Annotated in this window: 16 protein-coding genes and 4 pseudogenes; 12 read left to right on the top strand and 8 right to left on the bottom strand. The window is 69.4% G+C overall.

Features of this window, described 5'->3' with window-relative positions:
* Nucleotides 1-368: 368 nt before the first annotated feature.
* Both ABZ851_RS14375 and ABZ851_RS14370 read left to right on the top strand, forming a co-directional pair.
* Nucleotides 369-1,709, top strand: a complete 1,341-nt coding sequence (locus tag ABZ851_RS14375; protein WP_361126186.1) for an AAA family ATPase — start codon at nucleotides 369-371, stop codon at nucleotides 1,707-1,709.
* A complete protein-coding gene (locus tag ABZ851_RS14370; protein ID WP_361126183.1) occupies nucleotides 1,706-2,839 on the top strand; it encodes a tetratricopeptide repeat protein in 1,134 nt (377 codons plus the stop codon). Before ABZ851_RS14375 ends, ABZ851_RS14370 begins: the two co-directional genes overlap by 4 nt.
* A gap of 126 nt (nucleotides 2,840-2,965) precedes the next feature.
* Here the strand turns inward: ABZ851_RS14370 and ABZ851_RS14365 are convergent, their stop codons facing one another.
* The gene (locus tag ABZ851_RS14365) at nucleotides 2,966-3,118 is read right to left on the bottom strand and encodes a hypothetical protein (RefSeq protein WP_361126180.1); all 153 of its coding nucleotides are present in this window, start codon (nucleotides 3,116-3,118) and stop codon (nucleotides 2,966-2,968) included.
* A 448-nt stretch (nucleotides 3,119-3,566) separates the two neighbouring features.
* On the opposite strand from ABZ851_RS14365, the pseudogene ABZ851_RS14360 reads away from it, so the two are divergent.
* Nucleotides 3,567-3,740, top strand: a pseudogene (locus ABZ851_RS14360) (winged helix-turn-helix transcriptional regulator); the annotation flags it as partial.
* Between the two features lie 555 nt (nucleotides 3,741-4,295).
* Here the strand turns inward: ABZ851_RS14360 and ABZ851_RS14355 are convergent.
* Nucleotides 4,296-4,757: a CGNR zinc finger domain-containing protein gene (locus tag ABZ851_RS14355; protein WP_361126265.1), complete on the bottom strand. Its 462-nt coding sequence runs from the start codon at nucleotides 4,755-4,757 to the stop codon at nucleotides 4,296-4,298.
* Nucleotides 4,758-5,859: 1,102 nt separating this feature from the next.
* Between ABZ851_RS14355 and ABZ851_RS14350 the strand changes: the two genes are divergently transcribed.
* Nucleotides 5,860-6,885, top strand: coding sequence for an XRE family transcriptional regulator (locus ABZ851_RS14350; protein ID WP_361126178.1), 1,026 nt, complete (start codon nucleotides 5,860-5,862; stop codon nucleotides 6,883-6,885).
* 540 nt (nucleotides 6,886-7,425) lie between these two features.
* Here the strand turns inward: ABZ851_RS14350 and ABZ851_RS14345 are convergent.
* On the bottom strand, nucleotides 7,426-7,746 hold the full coding sequence (locus tag ABZ851_RS14345) for a hypothetical protein (RefSeq protein WP_361126175.1): 321 nt from the start codon (nucleotides 7,744-7,746) through the stop codon (nucleotides 7,426-7,428).
* Nucleotides 7,747-8,095: 349 nt separating this feature from the next.
* Between ABZ851_RS14345 and ABZ851_RS14340 the strand changes: the two genes are divergently transcribed.
* On the top strand, nucleotides 8,096-10,129 hold the full coding sequence (locus tag ABZ851_RS14340; RefSeq protein ID WP_361126172.1) for an ABC transporter ATP-binding protein: 2,034 nt from the start codon (nucleotides 8,096-8,098) through the stop codon (nucleotides 10,127-10,129).
* 164 nt (nucleotides 10,130-10,293) lie between these two features.
* Nucleotides 10,294-10,641, top strand: a pseudogene (locus tag ABZ851_RS14335) (alcohol dehydrogenase); the annotation flags it as partial.
* A gap of 195 nt (nucleotides 10,642-10,836) precedes the next feature.
* Here the strand turns inward: ABZ851_RS14335 and ABZ851_RS14330 are convergent.
* On the bottom strand, nucleotides 10,837-11,601 hold the full coding sequence (locus ABZ851_RS14330; protein ID WP_361126169.1) for an SDR family oxidoreductase: 765 nt from the start codon (nucleotides 11,599-11,601) through the stop codon (nucleotides 10,837-10,839).
* 292 nt (nucleotides 11,602-11,893) lie between these two features.
* On the opposite strand from ABZ851_RS14330, the pseudogene ABZ851_RS14325 reads away from it, so the two are divergent.
* A pseudogene (locus tag ABZ851_RS14325) lies at nucleotides 11,894-12,055 on the top strand (DUF664 domain-containing protein); the annotation flags it as partial.
* A 300-nt stretch (nucleotides 12,056-12,355) separates the two neighbouring features.
* Here ABZ851_RS14325 and ABZ851_RS14320 read toward each other — a convergent pair.
* Nucleotides 12,356-12,523, bottom strand: a pseudogene (locus tag ABZ851_RS14320) (SDR family oxidoreductase); the annotation flags it as partial.
* Nucleotides 12,524-12,893: 370 nt separating this feature from the next.
* On the opposite strand from ABZ851_RS14320, the gene ABZ851_RS14315 reads away from it, so the two are divergent.
* From ABZ851_RS14315 to ABZ851_RS14305, 3 genes are all read left to right on the top strand, one after another.
* Nucleotides 12,894-14,189 carry an MFS transporter gene (locus ABZ851_RS14315; protein WP_361126166.1) on the top strand — a complete coding sequence of 432 codons (1,296 nt, stop codon included), beginning with the start codon at nucleotides 12,894-12,896 and terminating at the stop codon, nucleotides 14,187-14,189.
* Between the two features lie 328 nt (nucleotides 14,190-14,517).
* Complete coding sequence (locus ABZ851_RS14310) at nucleotides 14,518-15,678, top strand: bifunctional class I SAM-dependent methyltransferase/NUDIX hydrolase (protein ID WP_361126163.1); 1,161 nt, start codon at nucleotides 14,518-14,520, stop codon at nucleotides 15,676-15,678.
* A gap of 308 nt (nucleotides 15,679-15,986) precedes the next feature.
* Nucleotides 15,987-16,856 (top strand): TIGR03619 family F420-dependent LLM class oxidoreductase, encoded by an 870-nt coding sequence (locus ABZ851_RS14305; protein ID WP_361126160.1) that lies wholly within the window; start codon nucleotides 15,987-15,989, stop codon nucleotides 16,854-16,856.
* 425 nt (nucleotides 16,857-17,281) lie between these two features.
* Here the strand turns inward: ABZ851_RS14305 and ABZ851_RS14300 are convergent, their stop codons facing one another.
* Entirely contained in the window at nucleotides 17,282-18,178 is an 897-nt protein-coding gene (locus ABZ851_RS14300; protein ID WP_361126157.1) for an NAD(P)H-binding protein, read from the bottom strand.
* On the opposite strand from ABZ851_RS14300, the gene ABZ851_RS14295 reads away from it, so the two are divergent.
* Entirely contained in the window at nucleotides 18,168-18,677 is a 510-nt protein-coding gene (locus tag ABZ851_RS14295; protein ID WP_361126154.1) for a LysR family transcriptional regulator, read from the top strand. The genes ABZ851_RS14300 and ABZ851_RS14295 overlap by 11 nt on opposite strands.
* Before the next feature lie 92 nt (nucleotides 18,678-18,769).
* Nucleotides 18,770-18,988 carry an EF-hand domain-containing protein gene (locus tag ABZ851_RS14290; RefSeq protein WP_129298129.1) on the top strand — a complete coding sequence of 73 codons (219 nt, stop codon included), beginning with the start codon at nucleotides 18,770-18,772 and terminating at the stop codon, nucleotides 18,986-18,988.
* Nucleotides 18,989-19,427: 439 nt separating this feature from the next.
* On the opposite strand, the gene ABZ851_RS14285 is transcribed toward ABZ851_RS14290, so the two are convergent.
* Together ABZ851_RS14285 and ABZ851_RS14280 are read right to left on the bottom strand one after the other, a co-directional pair.
* A complete protein-coding gene (locus ABZ851_RS14285) occupies nucleotides 19,428-19,964 on the bottom strand; it encodes a hypothetical protein (RefSeq protein ID WP_361126150.1) in 537 nt (178 codons plus the stop codon).
* A 268-nt stretch (nucleotides 19,965-20,232) separates the two neighbouring features.
* Nucleotides 20,233-20,400 carry a hypothetical protein gene (locus tag ABZ851_RS14280; protein ID WP_361126146.1) on the bottom strand — a complete coding sequence of 56 codons (168 nt, stop codon included), beginning with the start codon at nucleotides 20,398-20,400 and terminating at the stop codon, nucleotides 20,233-20,235.
* Between the last annotated feature and the right edge of the window lie 263 nt (nucleotides 20,401-20,663).

Raw genomic sequence — 20,663 nt, 5'->3', positions numbered from 1 at the left:
CTCTTGCAGGGCGTGCGGTGATCGTGGCCGCCGCCAAGAACACTCTCTTCGCTTTCGACGCGCAGAAGCCGCCGAAGCCGGGCTGACACGGATGGATGGACGGCGGCTGCAACATTGCAGGGAGTACCGCGAGAAGCTCCGCCGCGAAGTCCTCCAGATCACACCGGACGCGGGCCACCCCCCACCCCACACACCCGATCAACAACACAGCCGGCCAAACGGACACACACCGGCGAGCGAACCTGACCAGCCTCACCTGGTGCGCGGAGAGAACACGCCCTCCCCATGACAGCAGCACGGCCAAACCAGTGCCGGGCACACCAAGGGCGCCCGCACGTCACCCACATGGGCTCCGTAAAGTGTGGGTCATGTCGGAGGAATCCCCCCTTGTACAGAGCATGCGCAGGGCCGTTGCGGCGGCGCCCGATGACGTGCCGCTGCGGCTTCACCTCGCCGAGTTGCTGCTGTCCGCGGGGCACGGTGACGCCGCGGTGGGGGAGGTCTCCGTGGCCTTGCAGCACGCGCCCGGTGACGCCCGGGCACGCGAGTTGATGGTCCGGGCCCTGGCAGGTACTCCGACGGACATCGCCGACGAAACCGCGCTTCCCTCGCCGCCGCAGATCCCCGTTCCCGGCCGGCCTCCGGCCTCTGTGGCCGAACCGCCGCAGGACCCCGCGGCCGGCCAGGCCCCTGCGTCCACCCCCGCCTCGGGACCGGGCTTCAACTGGAAGGCCGCCGAGGACCAGGTCGGTGATGTCGTGCCGCCCCGTTTCGTGGAAGCGCCGCTGACCGTCGACGGCAGCGGCGCCCCTGAGGGTGCCACCGCCTGGGAGGTGGAGCGGCCCGGGGCCGTCCGCCTCGCCGATGTGGGCGGCATGCAGGAGGTCAAGGAGCGGCTGGAGGCGGCCTTTCTGGCGCCGTTGCGCAATCCGGAGCTGCGCCGCCTGTACGGCAAGAGTCTTCGCGGCGGTCTCCTGCTGTACGGGCCGCCGGGCTGTGGCAAGACCTTCATCGCCCGGGCGGTCGCCGGTGAGCTCGGGGCGAGCTTCCTGTCCGTGTCGGTCAACGACGTGCTCGACATGTGGATGGGCAACTCCGAGCGCAATATGCACGAGCTCTTCCGGACCGCCCGCCGCCAGGCCCCGTGCGTGGTCTTCCTGGACGAACTGGACGCGCTCGGCGGGAAGCGCAGCCGCACCCAGAGCGCGGGGATGCGCAACACCGTCAACCAGTTGCTGACCGAGCTGGACGGCGTCGAGGCGGAGGCGAACGAGGGCGTGTTCGTGCTCGCCGCGACCAATGTGCCCTGGGACGTGGACATCGCGCTGCGCCGTCCCGGCCGGCTGGACCGGACCTTGCTGGTGCTGCCACCCGACGGGCCGGCCCGGGAGGCGATTCTCCGCTACCACCTGCGGGATCGGCCCATCGAGAACGTCGACCTCGGCAAGCTCGTCAAGGCCACCGACGGCCTGTCCGGCGCCGACCTGGCCCATGTGTGCGAGGCCGCGGCCGAGCAGGCGCTGCTGGATTCGGCCCGGACCGGCACCGTGCGCCTGATCGGGATGAAGGACCTGCTGGCCGCGGCGGGGCAGATCGGTCCCTCGACGGAGCCGTGGTTCGCGGCCGCCCGCAACGTGGCGATGTACGCGAACGACGGCGGGATGTACGACGACCTGGTGGCCTACCTGAAGAAGAAGCGGAAGCTGTGACCGAACTGAACTCGGCCGTCGAGCAAGCCCAGGCCCTCTTCGGTTTTGCACGCTACGAGCAGGCCCGGGCCGTGCTGGCGCAGCACCTCGCCGACCACCCCGACGACCGGCGTGCCTGGATCGACATCGGCCACTGCCACCTGAAAACGGAGCAGCCCGAACAAGCCCTGCACGCGGCTGACGAGGCACTCAAGCTGGCTCCCGAGGACTTCTTCGCACTCATCCTGCGCGCCAGGGCACTGACCCGCATACCCGACAGGGCATGGCGCGCGGCCGAGCCCGTACTGCGCGAAGCGGTCCGGGCCGACCCGCACCACTGGTACGGCTATGCGATGCTCGCGGACGCCGTGTGCCGCATGTCGTTGGTCCGTTACGTCCAGGCGAACGGCTCCACCTTCCCCCCGCCCCACGAGCGCGACGATGTCCTCCGTGAGGCGACCGACCTGGCAGCGGAGGCGCTGCGGCTGGCCCCCGAGGAGATCTACGCCCACGAAATCGCCCACCAGATCGCCACCTTCTCGCTCAACACCACCCTCGCCGACCAGCTCGACCACGCCATCCTCCGGCTCGACCCCACCCACGCGGAGGCCCTGGCTCGCCAGACCCAGAAGGCCGCCAACGCCCCGGGCGTCAAGGCCACCCAGGCCGCCGACCTCTACGCCACCGGGCTCGCCGCCGCACCGGACTCCGCCGAGATGCAGCGCGGCCTCGACCAAGCCACCTACCGCATGCTGCGCGGGGTGCGGTGGCCGGCCCTGCTCTGTGTCGGCTTCGCCGGGGCGATGCTGGATCTGGACATGTTCGTCCGTGAGGGCGAGGTGGCGCGGGAATTGCCGCTGCCACTAGGCCAGCGCCTGTGGTACCTCGTGCCGGTGACCGCCCTCTGGGTCGTCGGCGCCCTGCTGCGCTACCGGCGCAGGCGCGCAGGCGTCCAACTCAATGTGCGGTCACTGATACGCCGCCGCCGGTGGGCCCGCATCGTACTGGCCCAGGCGGCGTGGGCCATGCTGTGCGCACTACTGATCGCTCAAATACCGTGGGTGGAAAGGACGTTGCCGCAGATACTGTTCTGGGCAGGGCTCGCGCCGACGTTTGCGACGATCTGGTTCGACCGCAAGAGGACCCAGTGAGGAACGGCCCGAACCCCCAGGGAGAGGAAAGTTCCGGGCCGCCGGCTCCTATGCCGGACGGCCAGGAGGAAGCCGAGTAGTCCGGTCACTCCCCTGGCCGCCACCAGTCCGACGGGACTCGCCCACTCATGGGCTGGCCCTATGGCTATTGGCCTTGCGGTTCTGTTTGTGATGGCTGGCACTGGCGTGCTGTTCGACCTCGGCGGTTTCATACGGCGCATAGGTGAGCAGGTCCAGAGCAAGGCGGCTGACCGGCGCCGCGAGATGCAGTGGAGCCATGGGCGCCGTGAGACTCCGTACGTTCCGACACTGAAGGCACGGCCCGGGTTCATCCGTGCCCTTGGGCTTCCGATCCTGGCTGTGGGAGCCCTACTCCTTCTCCTGCATCTCGACTGGTAGGGCTTGGTCAGGTTCCTTCGCCAGCGGTTGTCTACGGCGCCGCCCGGAGGGCGGCCAAGGCAATCGGACACCGGCGACTGATCACTTACACGCAGGCAGGCGAGGGGGTGCCTCGCTGCGCGGCACCGGGTGGCGCGTCTTGGCCCACCGTCCTCCGCGGCCGGGCCGGCAGTCACCGTCCCGGCCACGGGCCCCGGAAAAGCCTGCGGCCTTCCTGGTCCTGCGGATTCCTCAGCGCTGCGGGTCGATTCCCACGGAGTAGAGCGCCTTCCCCTCGATGTCGCGCAGCCGTACGGTCATGATCTCGGACGAGCCGTCGATGTCGACCGCGGACGGCGTCGTGCACCGCGTCTCCTACGACGAGGTACCGCCCCGCGTCGAATACTCGCTGACCGAGGACGGCATGCGCCTCAACGACGCACTCCAGCCACTGGCCGCCTGGGGCCGCGAAAGGCCCGCCACTCGACGGCCAGCGGAAAAGATGGGCGAGGGTCTGTTGTGAACGCGCTGGTCACAGCTACTCGTTGAGGGCCGCGACCAGCACGGTGGCTTCGTAGCGGACGACGATGAGGCGTCTTCAGCCGCCCTCGGGTGCGACCCTTTCCGCGGGCGGAATGAGGCTCTGCAAGACGTACACCTGATACGGCACAGCAGCGGTTCCGCCCTCGGCGCACCGGTCGGATGTGCCGGTGCGGGTGAACCCGGTTTTGGTCCCGGTTTGGTCAGGACGCGACCGGAAGCCCGGTTGGCGGGGTGGTGCATGGCCTCGAAGCGGTCCAGGCCGACCGTGGTGGTGAAGGCGAACTGGAGACATGCCTGGCGGCTTCGGCGGCGTAGCCGTTGCCCCAGGTGTCCTCGCGGAGGAGGCGGCTGAGGGTGGTCATAATCAAGGTCCGTCGGCGCAGGGCGACCCGGCCGGTGACAGTAGTCTCAGCGAACGGGCTTCACAGGGCTCAGGAGCGATGTGATTCAGCAGTGTGGCCCCGGCCCAGCGAGATCGGGGCCGCAGGGACTTGCCCCAACGTTGCCCGCTGAAGGCCAAATGGTCGACGGTCGGTCAGGGCTTTGGGCGTGAGCGCCGGGAGCGGTGCCGCATCACTGCTTCGGTGTTTCCACAGCGCGCTGTGCAGTATCGCCGTTGCCCGTTCCTGGACGTGTCCACATAGGCTCGGGAACACTCGGAGCGCATGCATCGCCCCAGCCGTGCTCCTCCTTCCCAGCACAGGACGAAGGCGAGGCCACCAGCGGTGACTGCCTTGACCCGGGAGAGTACGTCAGCCGAGTCGGGCACGAAGTGCAGGTGGGGCTGGAGGCCGTCGTGGGTAGTCACCCAAGGGCGGATGGTTGCCTCCACCAACAGGTGGTTCACAGCTGAGCACTGCTCATCCGCATTCCTGGAACCAAACGCCCGTGCCAGTTGCTGCCGCCAGCGCTCAAAGCAGTCCACATCGGCATCAGTGATTTCTGCGCGCCGGATCTCGTGCTTCTCGAGCAGCTTTCGGATGCTCGTAGCGCTCATCTCGGGCAGATTGATCAAATCTGCGGACAGTACCGCTCCAAGGCGGCCGTAATGATTTTGCTTCACATGACCTTCTCAGGCGTCACCGAACCCCACGCGCCGCGGTCCGGCGTTCTCCGCTCCGCTCGCTCACCTGGATCACTTGGAAGTCGGAGCAAGTGATGATCCATCCACTGGTGGTGCACCACAGGTACCGCACCATTCCTTCGGACGTGAAGTGTTCTGATACCGGTCGGCAGGACTCGGAGCAGAGCCCACATGAGGGACACCACCACGATCCGGGCCGCACATCTGAAATTCGTGCCATGTCCACCAGGGTGCGGTCATGGGTCAAATACATTCAACCATTACATTCGCAGCGTGAGCACGCAGAACCTCCGGATCCTGCTTCTGTCCCGGGGACCCGGCTCTGACTGTGGCCGTCCGCACGGCCGTCGCCGCTTCGCCCGCCTCATGACCGCGGGCTGACAGCGCAGGGCAGGCCGCTGACGGTAGCGGCGGATCAGCAGAACAGATCGAGACCACGGCGCCGAGGGCGGCGCGAACGGTCTCCACGTTGCCCAGTTGCAGTAGGCGTACGTCTTGCCGCGCCCGGCCTGGGTGCTGCTCGACCCCCACCCGCCCAGGGTGCAGTCCACCTCCCCGTGCCAGTAGTAGGTGCCGCGCCCGTTGCGCTGGCCCCAGCCGTTCGTCAGGTTGCGGCCCTTGTGGCAGTCATGGTCGGACGCGACGGTGCTGACGCCTGACGACGGTGCCGCGACCGCCGGGGCGACGGCAAGGCCACCCAGCAGGAGGGCACCGGACGCGGTGACGGCCGCCTTGCGCAGAACGCGTCATGTCATGCGAACTCACCTCCTCGTATCGGTGTACGAAGCAGAGGTCGTGTCTCCGGCAAGCCCTATCGTCGAGGCCGGCGTTTCGCTCATCAACGCCTTCCCGCTGTTCCAACAGTTCCGAACGCGCGCCGTTCGCCCACCTTCCCCGCCCGACCTCCGCCGCCGCGCCCGAACAGCGCGATTTGCTCTTGTGGGTCCCATTCACGCTTTGCGAGCCTGTCCGGTATTCCGAGCGCGCGAGGACGGAAAAGAGGGGGTGGGCGAACATGTCCGAGGAGCAGCCACCCGATCCCCGGCGAGCCAGGACACCAACGGAGTTCGTCCTGGTGATGCGGGCCATGAAGGACCGTTCCGGTCTGACGTACCGGCAGCTGGCCGTGCGCGCCGAAGGACGCGGAGATGTGCTCCCGGCCAGCACCCTTGCCGGTACGCTCAGCCGCGGTTCCCTTCCCCGCCCTGAGGTCGTGGAGGCATTCGTCCGCGCCTGCGGTGGCTCTCCTGAAGACGTCGAACGCTGGCTGGCCGCCCGCCGCGACCTGACCCGCGGCGAACCTCACGCCACCGCCCTCGAGGACGCCGCGGTGGTGGGCGACACGGACGCAAGCCACCCTCACGAGAGGGAACCGTCCCCCGAAGAGGGGAAGGGTACGGGCCCGAGACGGTCGGCACGCGGTCGTCTCATCGGCGGTGCCTCCTTGGCGCTGCTGGCCGTGGTCGGCGGCTCCCTGGCGCTCATGCGCCTCACCGGGGACGAAGCAGCCCCGGCAGATGTCGCCGGTGCGGCTTCCCCCTCCGCCACACCCCGCCCTGCGCTGTCCGGTCCCCGGCCGGGCGTCTACCGCATCCGGTCCGCCGCCTCGTCGCTCTGCCTGTCCGAACGGGAGGGGGAGGGCGGCGGCCGCGTCTACCAGGCCACCTGCGCAAAAGCTGTCCCGGTCTACTCCGTGGAGCCGGTCGAAGGCGGCGTATACCGGATCCGCTCCCTCCACCCGGTCTTCGGCTACGGCTGCCTCGGCGTGGCTGCCGGGAGCACACGCGCAGGTGCGCAACTGATGGACGACTACTGCGGACACCGCGGAAGCGCCGAACGTTTTCAGCTCCAGCCCGCCGGCCGCGCCCGCTACCGCCTTGTCCCCGCCCACACCGGCACCTGCGCCTCGGTCCCCAGGAGCTCACCGACGGAATGGACCCCCGTGGTCCAGCTTTCCTGCAGCTCAGACGACCCAGGTCAGCTCTTCCTCTTCGACAGCCGCCCCCCACCCACGGCCGTCCCCTCCATCACCAGCAACTGACCCGAACATGCGCGGACCTGACCGTGCCCGCCCACCCGGCGCGCAAGCCTCCTACCGCGGCCGCTGCCTGGTCTGTGCAAAGCGACCAGGCAGCCGCTCGGCACCGTCTGGCTGCCCATCGAGTGTGTACGCCGCGGCGGTTCCGTCTTCGGCGTGCCGGTCGGCGGTGCCAGTGCGGGTGAGGGCCTGGGTGTCTTCGGCGGTCAGTTCTCGCAGGGTCTCTCCCTGAGGGGGACAGTTCCTTTGCGGTGTGCTTCTGGCGGTGCCACCCAACGCCGACCAATCGCTCATCGCAGCACCGCGCCGAAGCACGGTAAGCGTCACCTGTTCGCCGACCGGGCAGAGCACCCTGGTGGTCACCGGCGCGGCATGCTGCCATGGCGATGAGCACGTTGCCCATTGTCAGCAGCAGTACGCACAGCCCCTATCGCTGCCACCGGCTCCGGCGCTCCGCCAACCGCCTCAGCCGCTCGGGGCCCCGACGGACAAATTCCTGTCAGAACCGGTGTGCCGGGCCATGACGGGCGTCGCTTCAACCGGTCACAGACCGGCCACCTCCCCTGCCCTCTTCAGCACGGAGCCGAGCGCGTCCACCACGGCGTCGTGCCGCCTCGCGCGCGCCGCCCGGTCCGCCGGCACCAGGACCGCGGCCGCCTGCACGGCACAGGCGTCCGGATCGCCGAAGGCAGCACGCGGGTCCTCCCCCGTATGCGCGCAGTGCGCCGTGACGTCCTTGACCGCCTGGAGCACGACCGCCCGGTCCACACCCGGCTGCACAGCAAGCCGCACCTGGAAGCGCGCCATCCACTTTTCACGGTCCTTCTCCCCCGCCGCGTCCGCGGTCCGGTCCTTCTTCGCCACGTGCCCTCCCGCGTGATCGACAGCTGTCCGTCAGGGAGTGGGACGCCAGGGCCTCAAAAGGGGTTGCGAAGCGCGAACCTGAGGCGTTTCAGGACGACAGAAAAGCCTGGCCCCTGCCCACCCCATCGCCACCTGGGCCTCGGCGGGACGCCAGCGCACGACCAACGGAAACACCGTGTTTCGGCCAACCTCGTTCACCCGGGCCGCCCTTGCGGGACAACACTCCAGGCACCGCACACCTTCAAGCGACCGACCATCCACGCATCCCCAGACCGACCGAAAAACATGTGTTCGAAAGCAGCGGGCACCTCGTTGAGCCCGGCAACACCGTCACCACCCCCAGGGAGTCATGTTGACGAAACCCGGACCGGCCAACGAGCCGCCTAAAGGAGCCAAGGACACGGATGCGGAAGTCTCGGATGCGGAACGCGAGCTGTATGGCGGCCGGCTCCGCTACGACCAGGCCTACGTACAGCACGAGGGCCCGCTGACCCGGCTGTCGTTCGCGCACATGGCGGCTGCCCTGCCACGCATGATGGGCATGGTGCTGCGCACCGGCCGGCAAGCGGACCGGCGGGCGCTGGCCGGGGTGGTCGTGGCTCAGCTCGGGCAGGGAGTGACGTCCGCCTGGGGGCTGGTCGCGGTCAACGGCGCCCTCACCGAGCTGTTCGCGAACGGCCCGACCGGGGACAAGCTGCGCGACGCCCTGCCGTCCCTGCTCGTGCTGGGGGCAACCGCAGTGGTGGCGGCGCTGCTGTCGGCATGGTCCACGGCGATGTCGGGCCGGCTGGAGCCTCAGGTGGAGCGGGCGGTGTCCGGCCGGTACTACGCGGCGGTGACCGGCGTCGAGCTGGAGGCTACCGAGCGGCCGGAGGTGCAACGGCAACTGGAGGCAGGGAAGTTCGGGACGGATTCGGCGCGGAGCATGCTGCGGCTGTCGGTGGGCGTGGGCAACGTGCTCATCGCCATGATCGCCGCCGCGGTCGTCCTGGCGGCACTGCACTGGACGCTGTTGCCGATGTTGCTGGCAATCGCCCTGCCCAAAGGCTGGGGCGCCGTGCGCTCAGCTCGCCGCGAGTACGTCTCGCGCCGGCACTGGGTCGATCACCGGCGAGCCATCGCCTCGCTGCTGGCATACCTGACGCGCCCCCATGCCGCCGGAGAGATCCGCGTGCACGCGGCCGGGAGGAAACTGCTGGCCGGATACGAGGAGATGTCCCGTCAGACGGAGGCCGAACAGCGCAGGCTGGCCCGAGCGCAAGCGGCCACCGACCTGGTCGCCGGCGCATTCGCCGGTCTTGCCTCGCTGTCCTGCTACGGGCTGCTGTGGTGGCTGCTGACGAGCGGCGGCCTGCCGCTCGCCGTAGGCGGGACAGCCGTCATCGCCATCCGCACCTCCACTGCCCGCCTGACCTCGCTCGTCCAGCAAGTCAACCGGCTCTACGAGGAGTTGCTGTTCCTCACGGACACCGAAACCGCCATCGAGGTGGCCGCGGAACACGCGATCCCGCCGGCAGGCACAGCACTGCCGCCCGCCGTGGACCGCGTGCGCGTGCAGGATGTCTCGTTCACCTATCCAGGGGCCGGCAGCCCCGCGCTGAAGGGGGCGAGCGTGACAGTGTGCCGGGGCGAGGTGACGGCCCTGGTGGGGGCGAACGGCTCCGGCAAGACGACCCTCACGAAGGTACTGGCCGGCCTGCTGCTCCCCGCCGAGGGGCAGGTGTGGTGGGAGAGCGACGACGGCGCCCGGCTCGAACTGCGCGAGGCGCGCCGCTGCGACATCTTCGCCTCGGTGGGACTCCTCGCGCAGGACTTCCCGCGGTGGGAGATGACCGCGGCCGCGAACGTGGCGATCGGCGCCGGCGACCGCCCCCGTGACATGGGCCGGATCCGTGAGGCGGCGCAGGACGCCCACGTGCTCCCGCTCATCGAAAGCCTCCCCCACGGATGGGACTCGATCGTCTTCAAAGGCTACGAGCGCGGAGTCCAGCTCTCCGGCGGCCAGTGGCAAAAGGTCGGCACCGCTCGGAGTTTGTACCGCCGGGCGCCGTTCCTGCTCGTCGACGAGCCCACCTCCGCTCTCGACCCGCACGCGGAGATCGCCGCGTTCGAAGGCCTGTGGTCCCTCGCCGGGCAGGGCCACGCCGTCGTCCTTGTGACCCACCGCCTCGCCGCGACCGCGAACGCCGACCGGATCTACGTCCTCGAACAGGGACGCGTCGTCGAAGAGGGCACGCACCCCGAACTCATGGCGCACCAGGACGGCGTTTACCGCGGCATGTACATCGCTCAAGCAGCTCAGTTCGGGCTCTCCGCCACAGCGGCCACAGCGCTGCCTGCTGCCCGCCGCCCCTCGACACCCGTCGAGGAGGACCTCGTGTGACATCGCGCTCTGCCGCGCCGGCTTGCTGATCAGTAGTCCGCCTTGCCACTGCCCATCGACCGAGAGGTGACGCCAATGTTCCTTCTCGCTCCTGTATCCGTGCGACAGCCGAGGCCTACCTCGCCGGGCGGCCGTTATGCGCGGCCGCGGGGGCGAGGAGTTTCGACTTGCCCCCGCCGAGCTCACCCAGCTCGGCGACGCGCGCGGCGGCCATGACCGTGCGCGAGTACGGCCGCGTCGTCCTCATGGGCGGCGTCGGCATGCTCGGTGGCGACGACCTCGCACTCCCGTACCCATGGATCATGCGCAACTCGATCACCGTGCGCGGGCAGTGGATGTACCCGCGCACAGCCAATGTCGGCATCATCCGACTCCTCACCTCGAGCACTCTGGATCTCGCCCCCGAACGAGTCCGGTCGTTCGGCCTCGATGCTGTCAACGACGCCATCGCGTATGCCGCCGCGCACGGTGGCCCGTTCGACCGCACCAGCCTCACCCCATCGGCCGGCTGACAAGGCCCACTGATCCCCACCACTCGCACGACTGCCCTCTTCTTACGAGCACAGGTAGCCATACGGCTGCAGTGTGACGTGAACGAAGCCCATCGGGGCTCGGCGGGTTACTGCTTCCTGTCGAACGGCCCACCGCGCGTGACCACTCATCCGAAGTCTTCCCTGACCTCGGGTGCGGCCTTCACCTTGTGGTCGCTACAGGTTGACGCCGCCGGTGACGTCGATCTTGGCGCCGGTGATCCAGCGAGCGTCATCGGAGGCCAGGAAGGCGACCGCGTCGGCGATATCCGGAATCTGGCCGATCCGTCCGAGGGCGGTCAGGTTGATGTTGCGCTCAAGGTTCGCGGGGTCGGCCAGCGCCGCGGCGGTCATGTCGGTGCGGGTGAATCCGACGATGACGGAATTCACGGTGATGGCGCGGGGGCCGAGGTGCTTGGCCAGGGTGTGGCTGAAGACTTCGAGCGCGCCCTTGGTGAGCGGATAGCCGATGCCGTGGGCGGAGGCGATACGGGTGGAGACGGACGAGATGTTGATGATCCGGCCACCGTCGCGCAGTCGTGGCAGCAGCCGCTGGGTGAGGAAGAACGGCGCCTTGATGTTGACCGCCACCATCTGGTCGAACTCCTCAGGGGTGAGAACTTCGATCGGTCGCCCCATGAGGTTGAGCCCCGCGTTGTGCACGAGGATGTCGACCGCCGGTTCTCCGTGTGCGCGCAGTCCGGCCTCCAGGCCGGCCATGAGCGTGTCCACGTCGCCAGGAACGCCCAGTTGGGCGCCCACGAGGAAGGCCCGGCCGCCGGCCTCGGCGATGGCTGCGGCGGTCTCCTCGGCCGCCGCCTCGTTACTGCCGTAATGCACGGCGACCAGGGCGCCGTCCCGGGCCAGGCGTTCGGCGATGCCTCGCCCGATGCCCCGGCTGCTGCCGGTGACCAGTGCGACCTTTCCGCTGAGGTTTCCCATGCGCACTCCTTGATCGTGTTCCGCGACACCCCCTGCACCAGATAAGGCTAGCCTCACCTAAGTTTGACGTTCATTTCGTCACCGGGCCGACGCCGCTTCTCGGCCACGGACCGCGCTTCTCCGGCTGGATGCGCTTCCACGGGGGTCAGTTGGCGTCCTGCAGGCCTTGGTAGCCACGTTCACCACCGGCAAGAACTGCCTGTTAAAAGCCGCCGCCCGCGCAGCCGAGAGCGAGGTGGCCGGCAGGCCGAACCATCTGCTCGGCCTGCCGGGAGCGCGTTTGAGGAACTTGAGTGTGCCCCTACCCAAAACTCCGTGGTCCCCGCCAGAAACCGTCCACTGGTCCGCACGCCGGATCCTGCTGCACCTGATCAGGGAGACAGCCCAGCATGCCGGACACGCGGACCTCATCCGGGAAGCACTCGACGGGGCGAGTACCACTGCTCAGCGGTGACCGCCCATGGCCGAGACTCCTGCGAGGAGTCCCCACACAGCCGGCACCTCGCCGAGGAAAACGACACCTCGCCGACCACCGCCCCGCCGGGATGCCTCCGGAGCCAGGCGTGCACCGCCTCGCCGCTCGTCAAGCTGCCGGATCGGGCAGAGCCGGAGCGAACCAGCGACCAGCAGCCCGCCGCTACCGGCAAACGTCGGGGGCGGCGCGATGCCCCCTACAACCTTTCCTGGGCCCTGGCCCCGCCATGAGTTCCAGCCCCGCCACGGGCCCTGCGGGACGGACTTGTCCGGTGATCCGCTACGGGCGCGGGGTGCGCGGCTCGATCCGGTGGTCGAAGGCTGCGCCGCCGACGCCGACCGTGGCCACCCCGCCATCGACGGTGAGGGTGGCCCCGTTGACGTAGGACGCGGCGGGTGACAGCAGCCAGTCGATCGCCTCGGCGACCTCCTCCGGTTCGCCCGGCCGCCTGGCGGCGTTTCGGCCAACCACCCGTCTCCGCACACCTGTTGCAGCAGGCGGATGCATGCATCCTCCACACGCCCCCACCCGCTCTATCTCGGGGTTCCGGGACCGACCGAAACACATGTGTTCGATGTCCCGGCCAGGTCGTTGAACCTCACGACCACGTTGGACGACCGTCAAGGGGGCCCACGTTGACCACGGCCGCCACGAACGAACAACAGACCTCTGCGCCTCCTCCTCCGCCGCCACCAGCGGAGATCAGCCACAGCGGGCCACACTCCGTCAATCCGCTCGCCGAAGTGTCCTTCCGGCGCATGCGCGGGAAGATCCCAGCCGTCCTGGACCGGATCGCCCGGCTGGGTGGTGAGGCTGGATGACGGACTTCGTCCAGACGGCCAAGGCCCCGAAGCGCGCCTCCCCGGATCTGCGCCGCCTCGTCGGCAGCGAGTGCGCGAGCCTGTCCGGATCGGCGGTCAGCACCGTCGCCCTTCCTACGCTGGCCGTGCTGGAGCTCCACGCCTCCACCACCCAGATCGCCGCACTCGCCTTCCTCGGACAGCTACCGAACGCGGTCGTGGCGCTCCCGGCCGGCGCGCTTTCGGACCGGTATCCCAGGCGCCCGCAGATGATCGCCGCGGACCTCACCGCGGCCGGAGTCCTCGCGACCATCCCGGCCGCCGCCTTCGCCGGGATGCTCAGCATCGGCCAGCTGTACGTGATCGCCGTCGTCCTGGGGGCCGTCAAGATCGTGCACGATGCGGCGGCCATCAGCTACTTGCCCGTACTCGTCGAAACTCACCAACTGCAGCGCGCGAACTCCAGGCTCGGCGCGGCCTCTTCGGTGGCCGACAGCGCGGGCAGCAACGCGGGCGCTGCGCTGGTCGGTGCCATCGGCGCCGCCCGCTCGGTCCTCGCCGATGTCCTGTCCTACCTCGTCTCGGCCCTTCTCGTGTGGCGCATCCGCACCCCCGAGCCGGTCGTCGTGCCGCCCGAGAGCCGCCACGGCCTCGCGCGGGACATCGGTGAGGGCCTGCGTTACGTGGTGGGGCAGCCGACGATCCGCACGGTGATCGCGGCGCTGTCCACGCTCAGCTTCGGTCTGGCGATCATGAATACGTACTGGGCGTATTACCTGCTCGCCGAACTGCGCGTGTCCCCGACGGCGTTCGGCGTGATCATGGGACTCGGCGGCATCGGCAGCCTGGCCGGGGCGCTCCTCGCGCCGAGGATCGTCTCCCGTATCGGCGTCGGGCCGACGATCACCATCGGGTTCGCGGTCAGCCCGCCGGCACAGGTGCCCCTCCTGCTCGCCGGGCCCGGTCTCCGCTGGCAGATCGCCCTTGCTTCGGCGCTGGCCGTTCAGCTGTTCTGGGCCACGGCCTCCGGGACGAGCCAGCGGACTCTCAGGCAGATCCTGTGCGAGCCCCGCTTCCAGGGCCGCATGCAGGCCGCGAGCACCACGGTGACCGCCGGCGTCCGCCCCCTCGCCGCCGCAGCCGCCGGCGCCCTGGTCCTGTACGTCGGGGTCCACAGCACCCTCGCTTTCGGGGCGGTCCTCCAGGTCGTCCCCGTTGTCCTCCTGCTCGCCTCCCCTGTCCGTGCTGTGCGGGACATGCCCGCCCCGCCCGCGCGCCCCGCCGTGCCGCCCGCCCGTGAAGGATCCTCATGACCACGACCGCGACCACCGCCTACTGGGAACCGCTGTGGGCCGAGGGCCGCCGGTACCGGCAGCTCGACGGCCACGAGACGCGGCTGATGGACGAACGTCTCGCTCCCGGGCGCGGGCGCCCGGACCTCGACGTCGGATGCGGCGACGGCACCCTGGCCCGTCACCTCCGCCACGAGCTGGGTTACCGCACCACCGGCATCGACTGCTCCACCCCGCCGAGGCCAAGGCCGTCACCTCGGGCTGGTCATCCGTCCGGACCGCCGACCTCGACGTGCTCCGCTGCTACGCCCTGCGCCCCTGACCGCTCCGCTTTTCGATGGAGGAATTGGTGACCACCGAGAAGGACACCGTCGAGATCTGGAACACCTACGGCACACACCAGCTGACCAGGGGACTTGAACTGCCTGAGCTGGACCGGTGGGACTGGGGAATCCCGGACACCGGCCCCGGCATCAACGCCCTGGGTGAGGTGGCGGGACTGCGTGTCCTCGACCTCGGCAGTGGCCTGGGCCGGCACGCCGCGAAGCTGGCCGGCCTGGGCGCCGAGGTCACCGCCGTGGACGCCTCCCCCGCCCAGCACCAGCGAGCCCTCACCCGCTACCCGGACACCCGTGGCCTGCACCTGGTGTGCGCCGACGCCGTGGCCCACCTGCAGGCGGCCGACCCGTACGACCTGATCTACTCCGTCGGCTCGGTGCCGTTCCTGGACCCCGACCGGCTCCTGCCCGCCCTCGCCAACGGCCTCAAACCGGGCGGGCGCCTGCTCTTCTCCGCGCTGCACACCAACTCCCACGGCACCGGACCCTCGGCCGAGATGACCCCGCGCCCCGAGATCCTGCGGTTGCCCGGTACCACCGAGGATCACCCCGTGAGCATGTGGGTCCTCACGCCGCAACTGTGGGAGGACCTGTTGGTCCAGCACGGCCTCACCCTGGAGGAGGTCACCGCGATCGACTCCCCGAAGCCGGACAACCGCGTCTCCTACCGGCTGTACACGGCCCGCCGCCCGGAGCGCGTGCCGAGCCGCCCCCGCACCAGCGCACCGCCCCCGCCGAACACCGCGCTGGGGGTCGGCGTGATCGTGCACGGCCCGGACGGTGTCCTGCTCGGCCGGCATCGGCGCCGTACGTGGGAGCTGGCCGGCGGGACCGTCGAGCCAGGCGAAACCTTCGCCGAGACTGCGGTCCGTGAGCTCCACGAAGAGGCCGGCCTGGTGGCCGATCCCGAGGACGCGCAGGTACTGGGCACCCTCCTTGACCGGGTGGGCGGCGTCGTACGGCTGACGGTGCCCGTCCGGATCACCCGGTGGTCCGGCGTCCCTCAACAGCGCGAGGAGGCCATCGGATCCTGGCGGTTCTGGCCCCTTTCCGCGCTGCCCCAACCACTGTTCGTACCGAGCGCCCAGTGCCTGACAGCCTGGCAACCTGCCCTCCCGCTGGACCACCCGCCCGCCCACTTCCAGCCCTACGGAAGGCCCGGCCGCGGTTAGCCCGGCGGCCACCCACCACCGCGTTCGACGGGAAGGCACCACCACCGCGGACCCACCGCGGACCCACCACTCCCCGCTGCTCCCCGCTGCTCCCCGCTGCTCCCCGCCAGTCTCTCCTGGGCATCTTCGCCCACCCCGATCACGAGTCCCTGCTCGCCGGCGGCACCCTCGCCCAGGCCCGGCACCACCGCCCGGGTGCGGGGCGTTCAACCGCCTCGTGAGCGACCTCACCCGTCCTTTCGGGCAGCGCGCCATGTCGCCCGGGCGCGTCCGCGCTTCGCGCTTATGGTGCTGCCCGGAGGTGGAGAATGCGAGTGGGGTTGCATGCGCTCGGTATCGGTGACGGTGCCCGTCCCGAGGTGATCCGTGCCGTGGCCACAGCCGCGGAGGCATACGGCTTCGCGCGGCTGTGGTGTGGCGAGCACGTGGTGCTCGTGGACACGCCCGCCTCGCGCTACCCCTACTCCGCGGACGGCCGGATCGCCGTGCCAGCGGACGCGGACTGGCTGGACCCGCTGCTCGCCCTGGCCTTCGCGGCGGCGGTCACCAGCCGGATCGAGCTCGCCTCCGGCGTACTCCTGCTGCCCGAGCACCACCCTGTCCTCGTCGCCAAACAGGCGGCCACACTCGACGTGCTGTGCGCCGGGCGGTTCAGCCTCGGGGTCGGGGTCGGCTGGTCGGCCGAGGAATTCGCAGCGCTGGGAGTCCCCTTCGCCCAGCGCGGGCGACGCACCGAAGAGTACCTGGCCGCGATGCGCGCCCTGTGGTCCGAGGACCCGGCCTCCTTCGCAGGGGAGTTCATCCGCTTCGAGGCGATCCGGGTCAACCCGAAGCCACTGCGCGGCGGCCGGCTCCCGGTCGTGGTCGGCGGCAACAGCAACGCCGCCTTGCGCCGCGCGGCCACGCTCGCCGATGGCTGGTACGGCTTCAACGTCCCGGTGGCCGACGTCCCGGCACACCTCGCGGTTCTCGCCGATGAGTGCGCCCGCCACGGTCGCGCTTTTGACGAGCTCACGGTCGCCGTCGCGCTGAGCGACGGCCTCCCCGAGCACCTGCCCGCACTCGGTGCGGCGAGCGTCACCGAACTCGTCGTCGTCGGCGCGCCCCCGCCCGCTCCCGACGCGGCGACCGCCTGGGTCGCGGAACTCGCCCGGACCTGGATTCATCCGGAGCAATAAGGGTCTGGCAGCAGGCAGGCGGAGTATGCGCATTTACTGCTGGCTGCGCTGGAAGAGCGGGCGTGTCGATCAGACCAGAGACCGAACTCGGGAGCGGGTGCGCGCTTTGGCTGCCGCGCCGGGTGGGGCCCCTGTCCCCCGCCGTCGTCGTACACCGCGGCGGTCGAGCGGCACTCAGCGGCGCGGGCGTCGCGAAGTCCTCCACGCGGATTTACCGGATCTCGTTGACGACATGGGGATGGATGCTCGTTGCCGAACCGGCGCGGACCGGCCCCGCCCGCCCGCCGGTGCGCGAAGCGGCCCGTCCTCCCCACCGCCGCGATCGACGACCCGGCGCTGCCGGAGGCGGGCCGCGGTGCGTGTACTCGGTGGCGAGGCCGGGCCCGAAGGGGCGGGACGCCCCTACGAGGCGTGCGGTCTTGGTCTCATGCCAGGACCGCCGGCTTCAGGACCTCTTCACACCATTCGCGGAAGGTTGTCGGGCTCGCGGTCCCAGGGGTGCGCTGCACGCCGTCGTCGAGGCCGTCGTCCTTGGCACGCATCATGTCCACGTAACCTTCGACGATCGCGTTCCCGGTTCCGTGTCCGGTGAGTGCGTTGCGGAAGTCGTCGAGCGACTGCCGCTCGTAGCGGACCGGACGGCCGAGCACGTCGGAGATGGTGCGCGCCATGTCGTTCGCCGAAAGGTCCTCGGGGCCCAGCACCGGGACCTCGCCCGTGCCCGTCCACGTACGGTCGAGTAGCAGGTCGGCGGCGGCCGCGGCGATGTCCCGGGTCGCAGCCGTCGGTGCTTTGCGGTCAGCAGTGACGGTGCCGGTGAACACATCGTGGTCGCGGATCGGCGCCACCTGCCATAGCAGGTTGTCCATGAAGCTCGGGTTCGCGAGCGCCCGATAAGCCACGCCTGTAGTCGCGATGAGGTCGTCCATGGCCAGCGACGCTGTGACATGCCCGGCGCGGTGGGCGAGCGGGGTGCCGCGGCCGAGCGCCGAGACGCCGACGACGTGTCCCACGCCGTGGGTCTTGAACGCCTCTGCGGCGGCGCGAGTGAACCCGGAGTACACCGCGTCCAGGCTCGGTGCCCGCGAGTTTGACGGGACGAGCCAGAAGACGGCGTCCGCGCCGGTGAAGGCCCGGTCAACGACCGCTGCATCGCCGTGGGAGCCGGTGACGATATCGACGCGGGCGCGGGCCGCGGCGGGGAGTTTTCCGGGGTCGCGCATGATGACGCGCAGCTCTTCATCGCGAGTGGGGGCCTCGTTGAGCAGGATGTCCAGGAGCCGGCTGCCGATCTGGCCGGTGGGAGTGGTGATGACGATCATGTTTCGAGTCTCGGCGCGCGTCACCTGCGGCGTCCAATACCTCTTCCTGGCCATTGATACCTCGATGGCATGGATCTCGACCTGTGCAAGCTCCCCCTACTTCGTCGCGGTGTCCGAGCACCGCCCCTTCGGCCGGGCGGCGGAACAGCTCTACATCACCCAGACGGTTCTCAGCCGTCAGGTCAGGGTCTTCAAGCGGGACCTGGAGTGCACTCTGCTCGTACGGACCACCCGCAGCATGGAGCTGACCGCCGCCCGAAAACAGCTCTACGAGGAGGCACAGGGCATCCTCGCGGTCGAGGCCTCGGACGAGACCGTGCCAGCGCAGCGCCGCCGGCACACACCAGTGTTCGTGCCCAAGCCGAACAGGACCGGCAGCAGCCGGCCCCCACCACAGCCTCCGGGCCTCCTGCAGAATTCGGCTGGCCACTCCCCCGCCCTAGATGTACTGTCCCGCCGCCGGCGGCGCCGCCGAGCACGCCATGTGGTCCCGGAGTAGACAGGAGCACGCGGCAGGGACCGGCTCCGGCAGGCCTTCCGCGGCCGGATAATCTGGGCCCGTCAGCGAAAGATCGTAGAAGGACGGAACACATGGCAGACATCATGGAGACGGCGGCGCGGAAGGTCTTCGAGCGCTACGACATCGACGGCGACGGCCTGGTCACCGCAGATGAATACCGCAAGGTCGTGGCGGAGCTGGAAGGCGCGCAGATCACCGAGGCGCAGGCCCAGGAGCTGATCGACTCGCTCGACACCGACGGCGACCGCCAGATGTCCTTCGAGGAGTTCTGGGCGGCTATGAAGGGCTGACCCTCCGGGTCAACACGTGACCGTGCCGCAGGCGGTGCGATTCCACGCTGTCCTTGTGTGAATCATGGACGGCTTGAGGCGAGGCCACGCGAACGAGCTCAACCCAGGGCAAGGGAGAAGCCGGCGTTCCCGCGCGGCTTGGCGGCCCTCGCGCAGTGGATGGAACGGGGAGGCCCCGACCGCCCGCGGCCACGGCCACGGGGAACAGATCACCGTCGGCGGCGAGACGGGGCGGCGGTGGGCGACCGTGCGTACGAGTCTCCGATGCCAGACAACTCCGCGGCTGGCCAATGCGAATGCTCATCGCGACACCCCACGGCAGGGCAAGCACAACGCTCCCCTCTCCGGCCGACGGTGGGAACGCCGGACCGACGGCGTTCCCGGCCGGAGTACGGGACCCGCCGGGACATACGGGGGGTCTGAAACCTTTGGCGGTATGTCAGTCCTGGATGGCGTTGGACAGAGCTTCGGCGATCATGCGGGTGGCGAAGTCCCGGTCGTCGGTGAGCCGGTTGATGTGCTCGGCGAGCAGGAAGGCCGTGGCCTCCAGTGGGTTCATCTCCTTCGCGGTCCATTTTCCGTACTGCTTGCGCCACAGGCTGGGGCTCAGGCCCGTCCCTGCCGCGATGACCAGCCCAGCCATGGTGGGGATGGCCTCGGGACGGACGCTCCTGGGCATCATGCGCATCGTGGCGACGAGTTGGGGCACCACGCACTCGATGACGTCCTTGTCGTGGTCCTCGTAGGCCATCCGCAGCCAGTTCATGAACATGTAGATGAGCGTGCACGCACCGTCCAACACGTCACCAGCTCCCTTGGGGCTCAGGGAGGCGGTGAACTGGTCGATCAGTTCCTGCTGTTCGGGGTCGGTCTCAGTCGTGCCGTCGTAGATGGCTTTGAGCCGGGAGTCGATCACCATGAGCGCTGCCCCCACATCGCCGGCGGGAGCGTAGCTGGGGTCGCAGGACGATGACACAGATTTCCTCCTCGTCTGACCACGTTGGGTAGCGTGGCATATGCGTACGGTAGAACGCCGGTCACGAACGGGGCAGGCAAATACCGCGGGAGAATCGTCCGATACGCCTCAAACAGAACTCGTGAGCGACCCCTCCCCCTGCTCCGCACCGCAGACCGGTGACGACACATTCCGCAGGAGCGGCGTCGGCTCGGTCCAACTCCGCGGACACAAGCTCCCGGCTGCGGTCCGCCGCCCGTGCGGCGGACCAGTATGGCCCACGGCTTATTCATTCAAGGAGCGCGAACGAGTCCCCCTCCTGCCACTTCGCGCCGTCATGCACCATGAGGTCAACTGACGAGACTCTGGACGTGAAGGGGTGTTTGCTGAGCAGGCCGGCCTCGATCTCATCCAGAACTGCGTCGTCCTGACCATCAGCGACAGTCAGGTGGGGCACGATCTCGGTGAACTGACCGCCATAGGGAGGGGTCCCGGGCCAGTGATCAGCTATCACCTATGTGAGCCGCCGCAACTCCAGTTCTGGCTCAGGGGCGAGATACAGCACCCCCGGAAACCGCCCGCAGTTCTCAAACCGCAGGTCGAAGGCATGTTGCTGCCGAGCACGTCAGCGAGAGCCGCGCAGACAATTTCATCTATCCGACTCTCGCCGAGGAACGGAAAGGGCACCGTGATGTGGGCTGGCACTCCTGCCAGGGCGGA

Origin of the sequence: Streptomyces sp. NPDC047049 (genome assembly GCF_040643995.1) — a bacterium.
Lineage (GTDB): Bacteria > Actinomycetota > Actinomycetes > Streptomycetales > Streptomycetaceae > Streptomyces > Streptomyces mooreae.
The sequence above is the reverse complement of the archived record's forward strand: the minus strand, read 5'-3'. Positions and strand labels throughout refer to the sequence as shown.

Coding starts and splice junctions, on each gene's coding strand:
- ABZ851_RS14375 (WP_361126186.1), top strand. CDS start 369: ATGTCGGAGGAATCCCCCCTTGTACAGAGCATGCGCAGGGCCGTTGCG.
- ABZ851_RS14365 (WP_361126180.1), bottom strand. CDS start 3,118: ATGGCTCCACTGCATCTCGCGGCGCCGGTCAGCCGCCTTGCTCTGGAC.
- ABZ851_RS14355 (WP_361126265.1), bottom strand. CDS start 4,757: ATGAGCGCTACGAGCATCCGAAAGCTGCTCGAGAAGCACGAGATCCGG.
- ABZ851_RS14350 (WP_361126178.1), top strand. CDS start 5,860: ATGTCCGAGGAGCAGCCACCCGATCCCCGGCGAGCCAGGACACCAACG.
- ABZ851_RS14340 (WP_361126172.1), top strand. CDS start 8,096: ATGTTGACGAAACCCGGACCGGCCAACGAGCCGCCTAAAGGAGCCAAG.
- ABZ851_RS14330 (WP_361126169.1), bottom strand. CDS start 11,601: ATGGGAAACCTCAGCGGAAAGGTCGCACTGGTCACCGGCAGCAGCCGG.
- ABZ851_RS14315 (WP_361126166.1), top strand. CDS start 12,894: ATGACGGACTTCGTCCAGACGGCCAAGGCCCCGAAGCGCGCCTCCCCG.
- ABZ851_RS14305 (WP_361126160.1), top strand. CDS start 15,987: ATGCGAGTGGGGTTGCATGCGCTCGGTATCGGTGACGGTGCCCGTCCC.
- ABZ851_RS14295 (WP_361126154.1), top strand. CDS start 18,168: ATGACGATCATGTTTCGAGTCTCGGCGCGCGTCACCTGCGGCGTCCAA.
- ABZ851_RS14300 (WP_361126157.1), bottom strand. CDS start 18,178: ATGATCGTCATCACCACTCCCACCGGCCAGATCGGCAGCCGGCTCCTG.
- ABZ851_RS14290 (WP_129298129.1), top strand. CDS start 18,770: ATGGCAGACATCATGGAGACGGCGGCGCGGAAGGTCTTCGAGCGCTAC.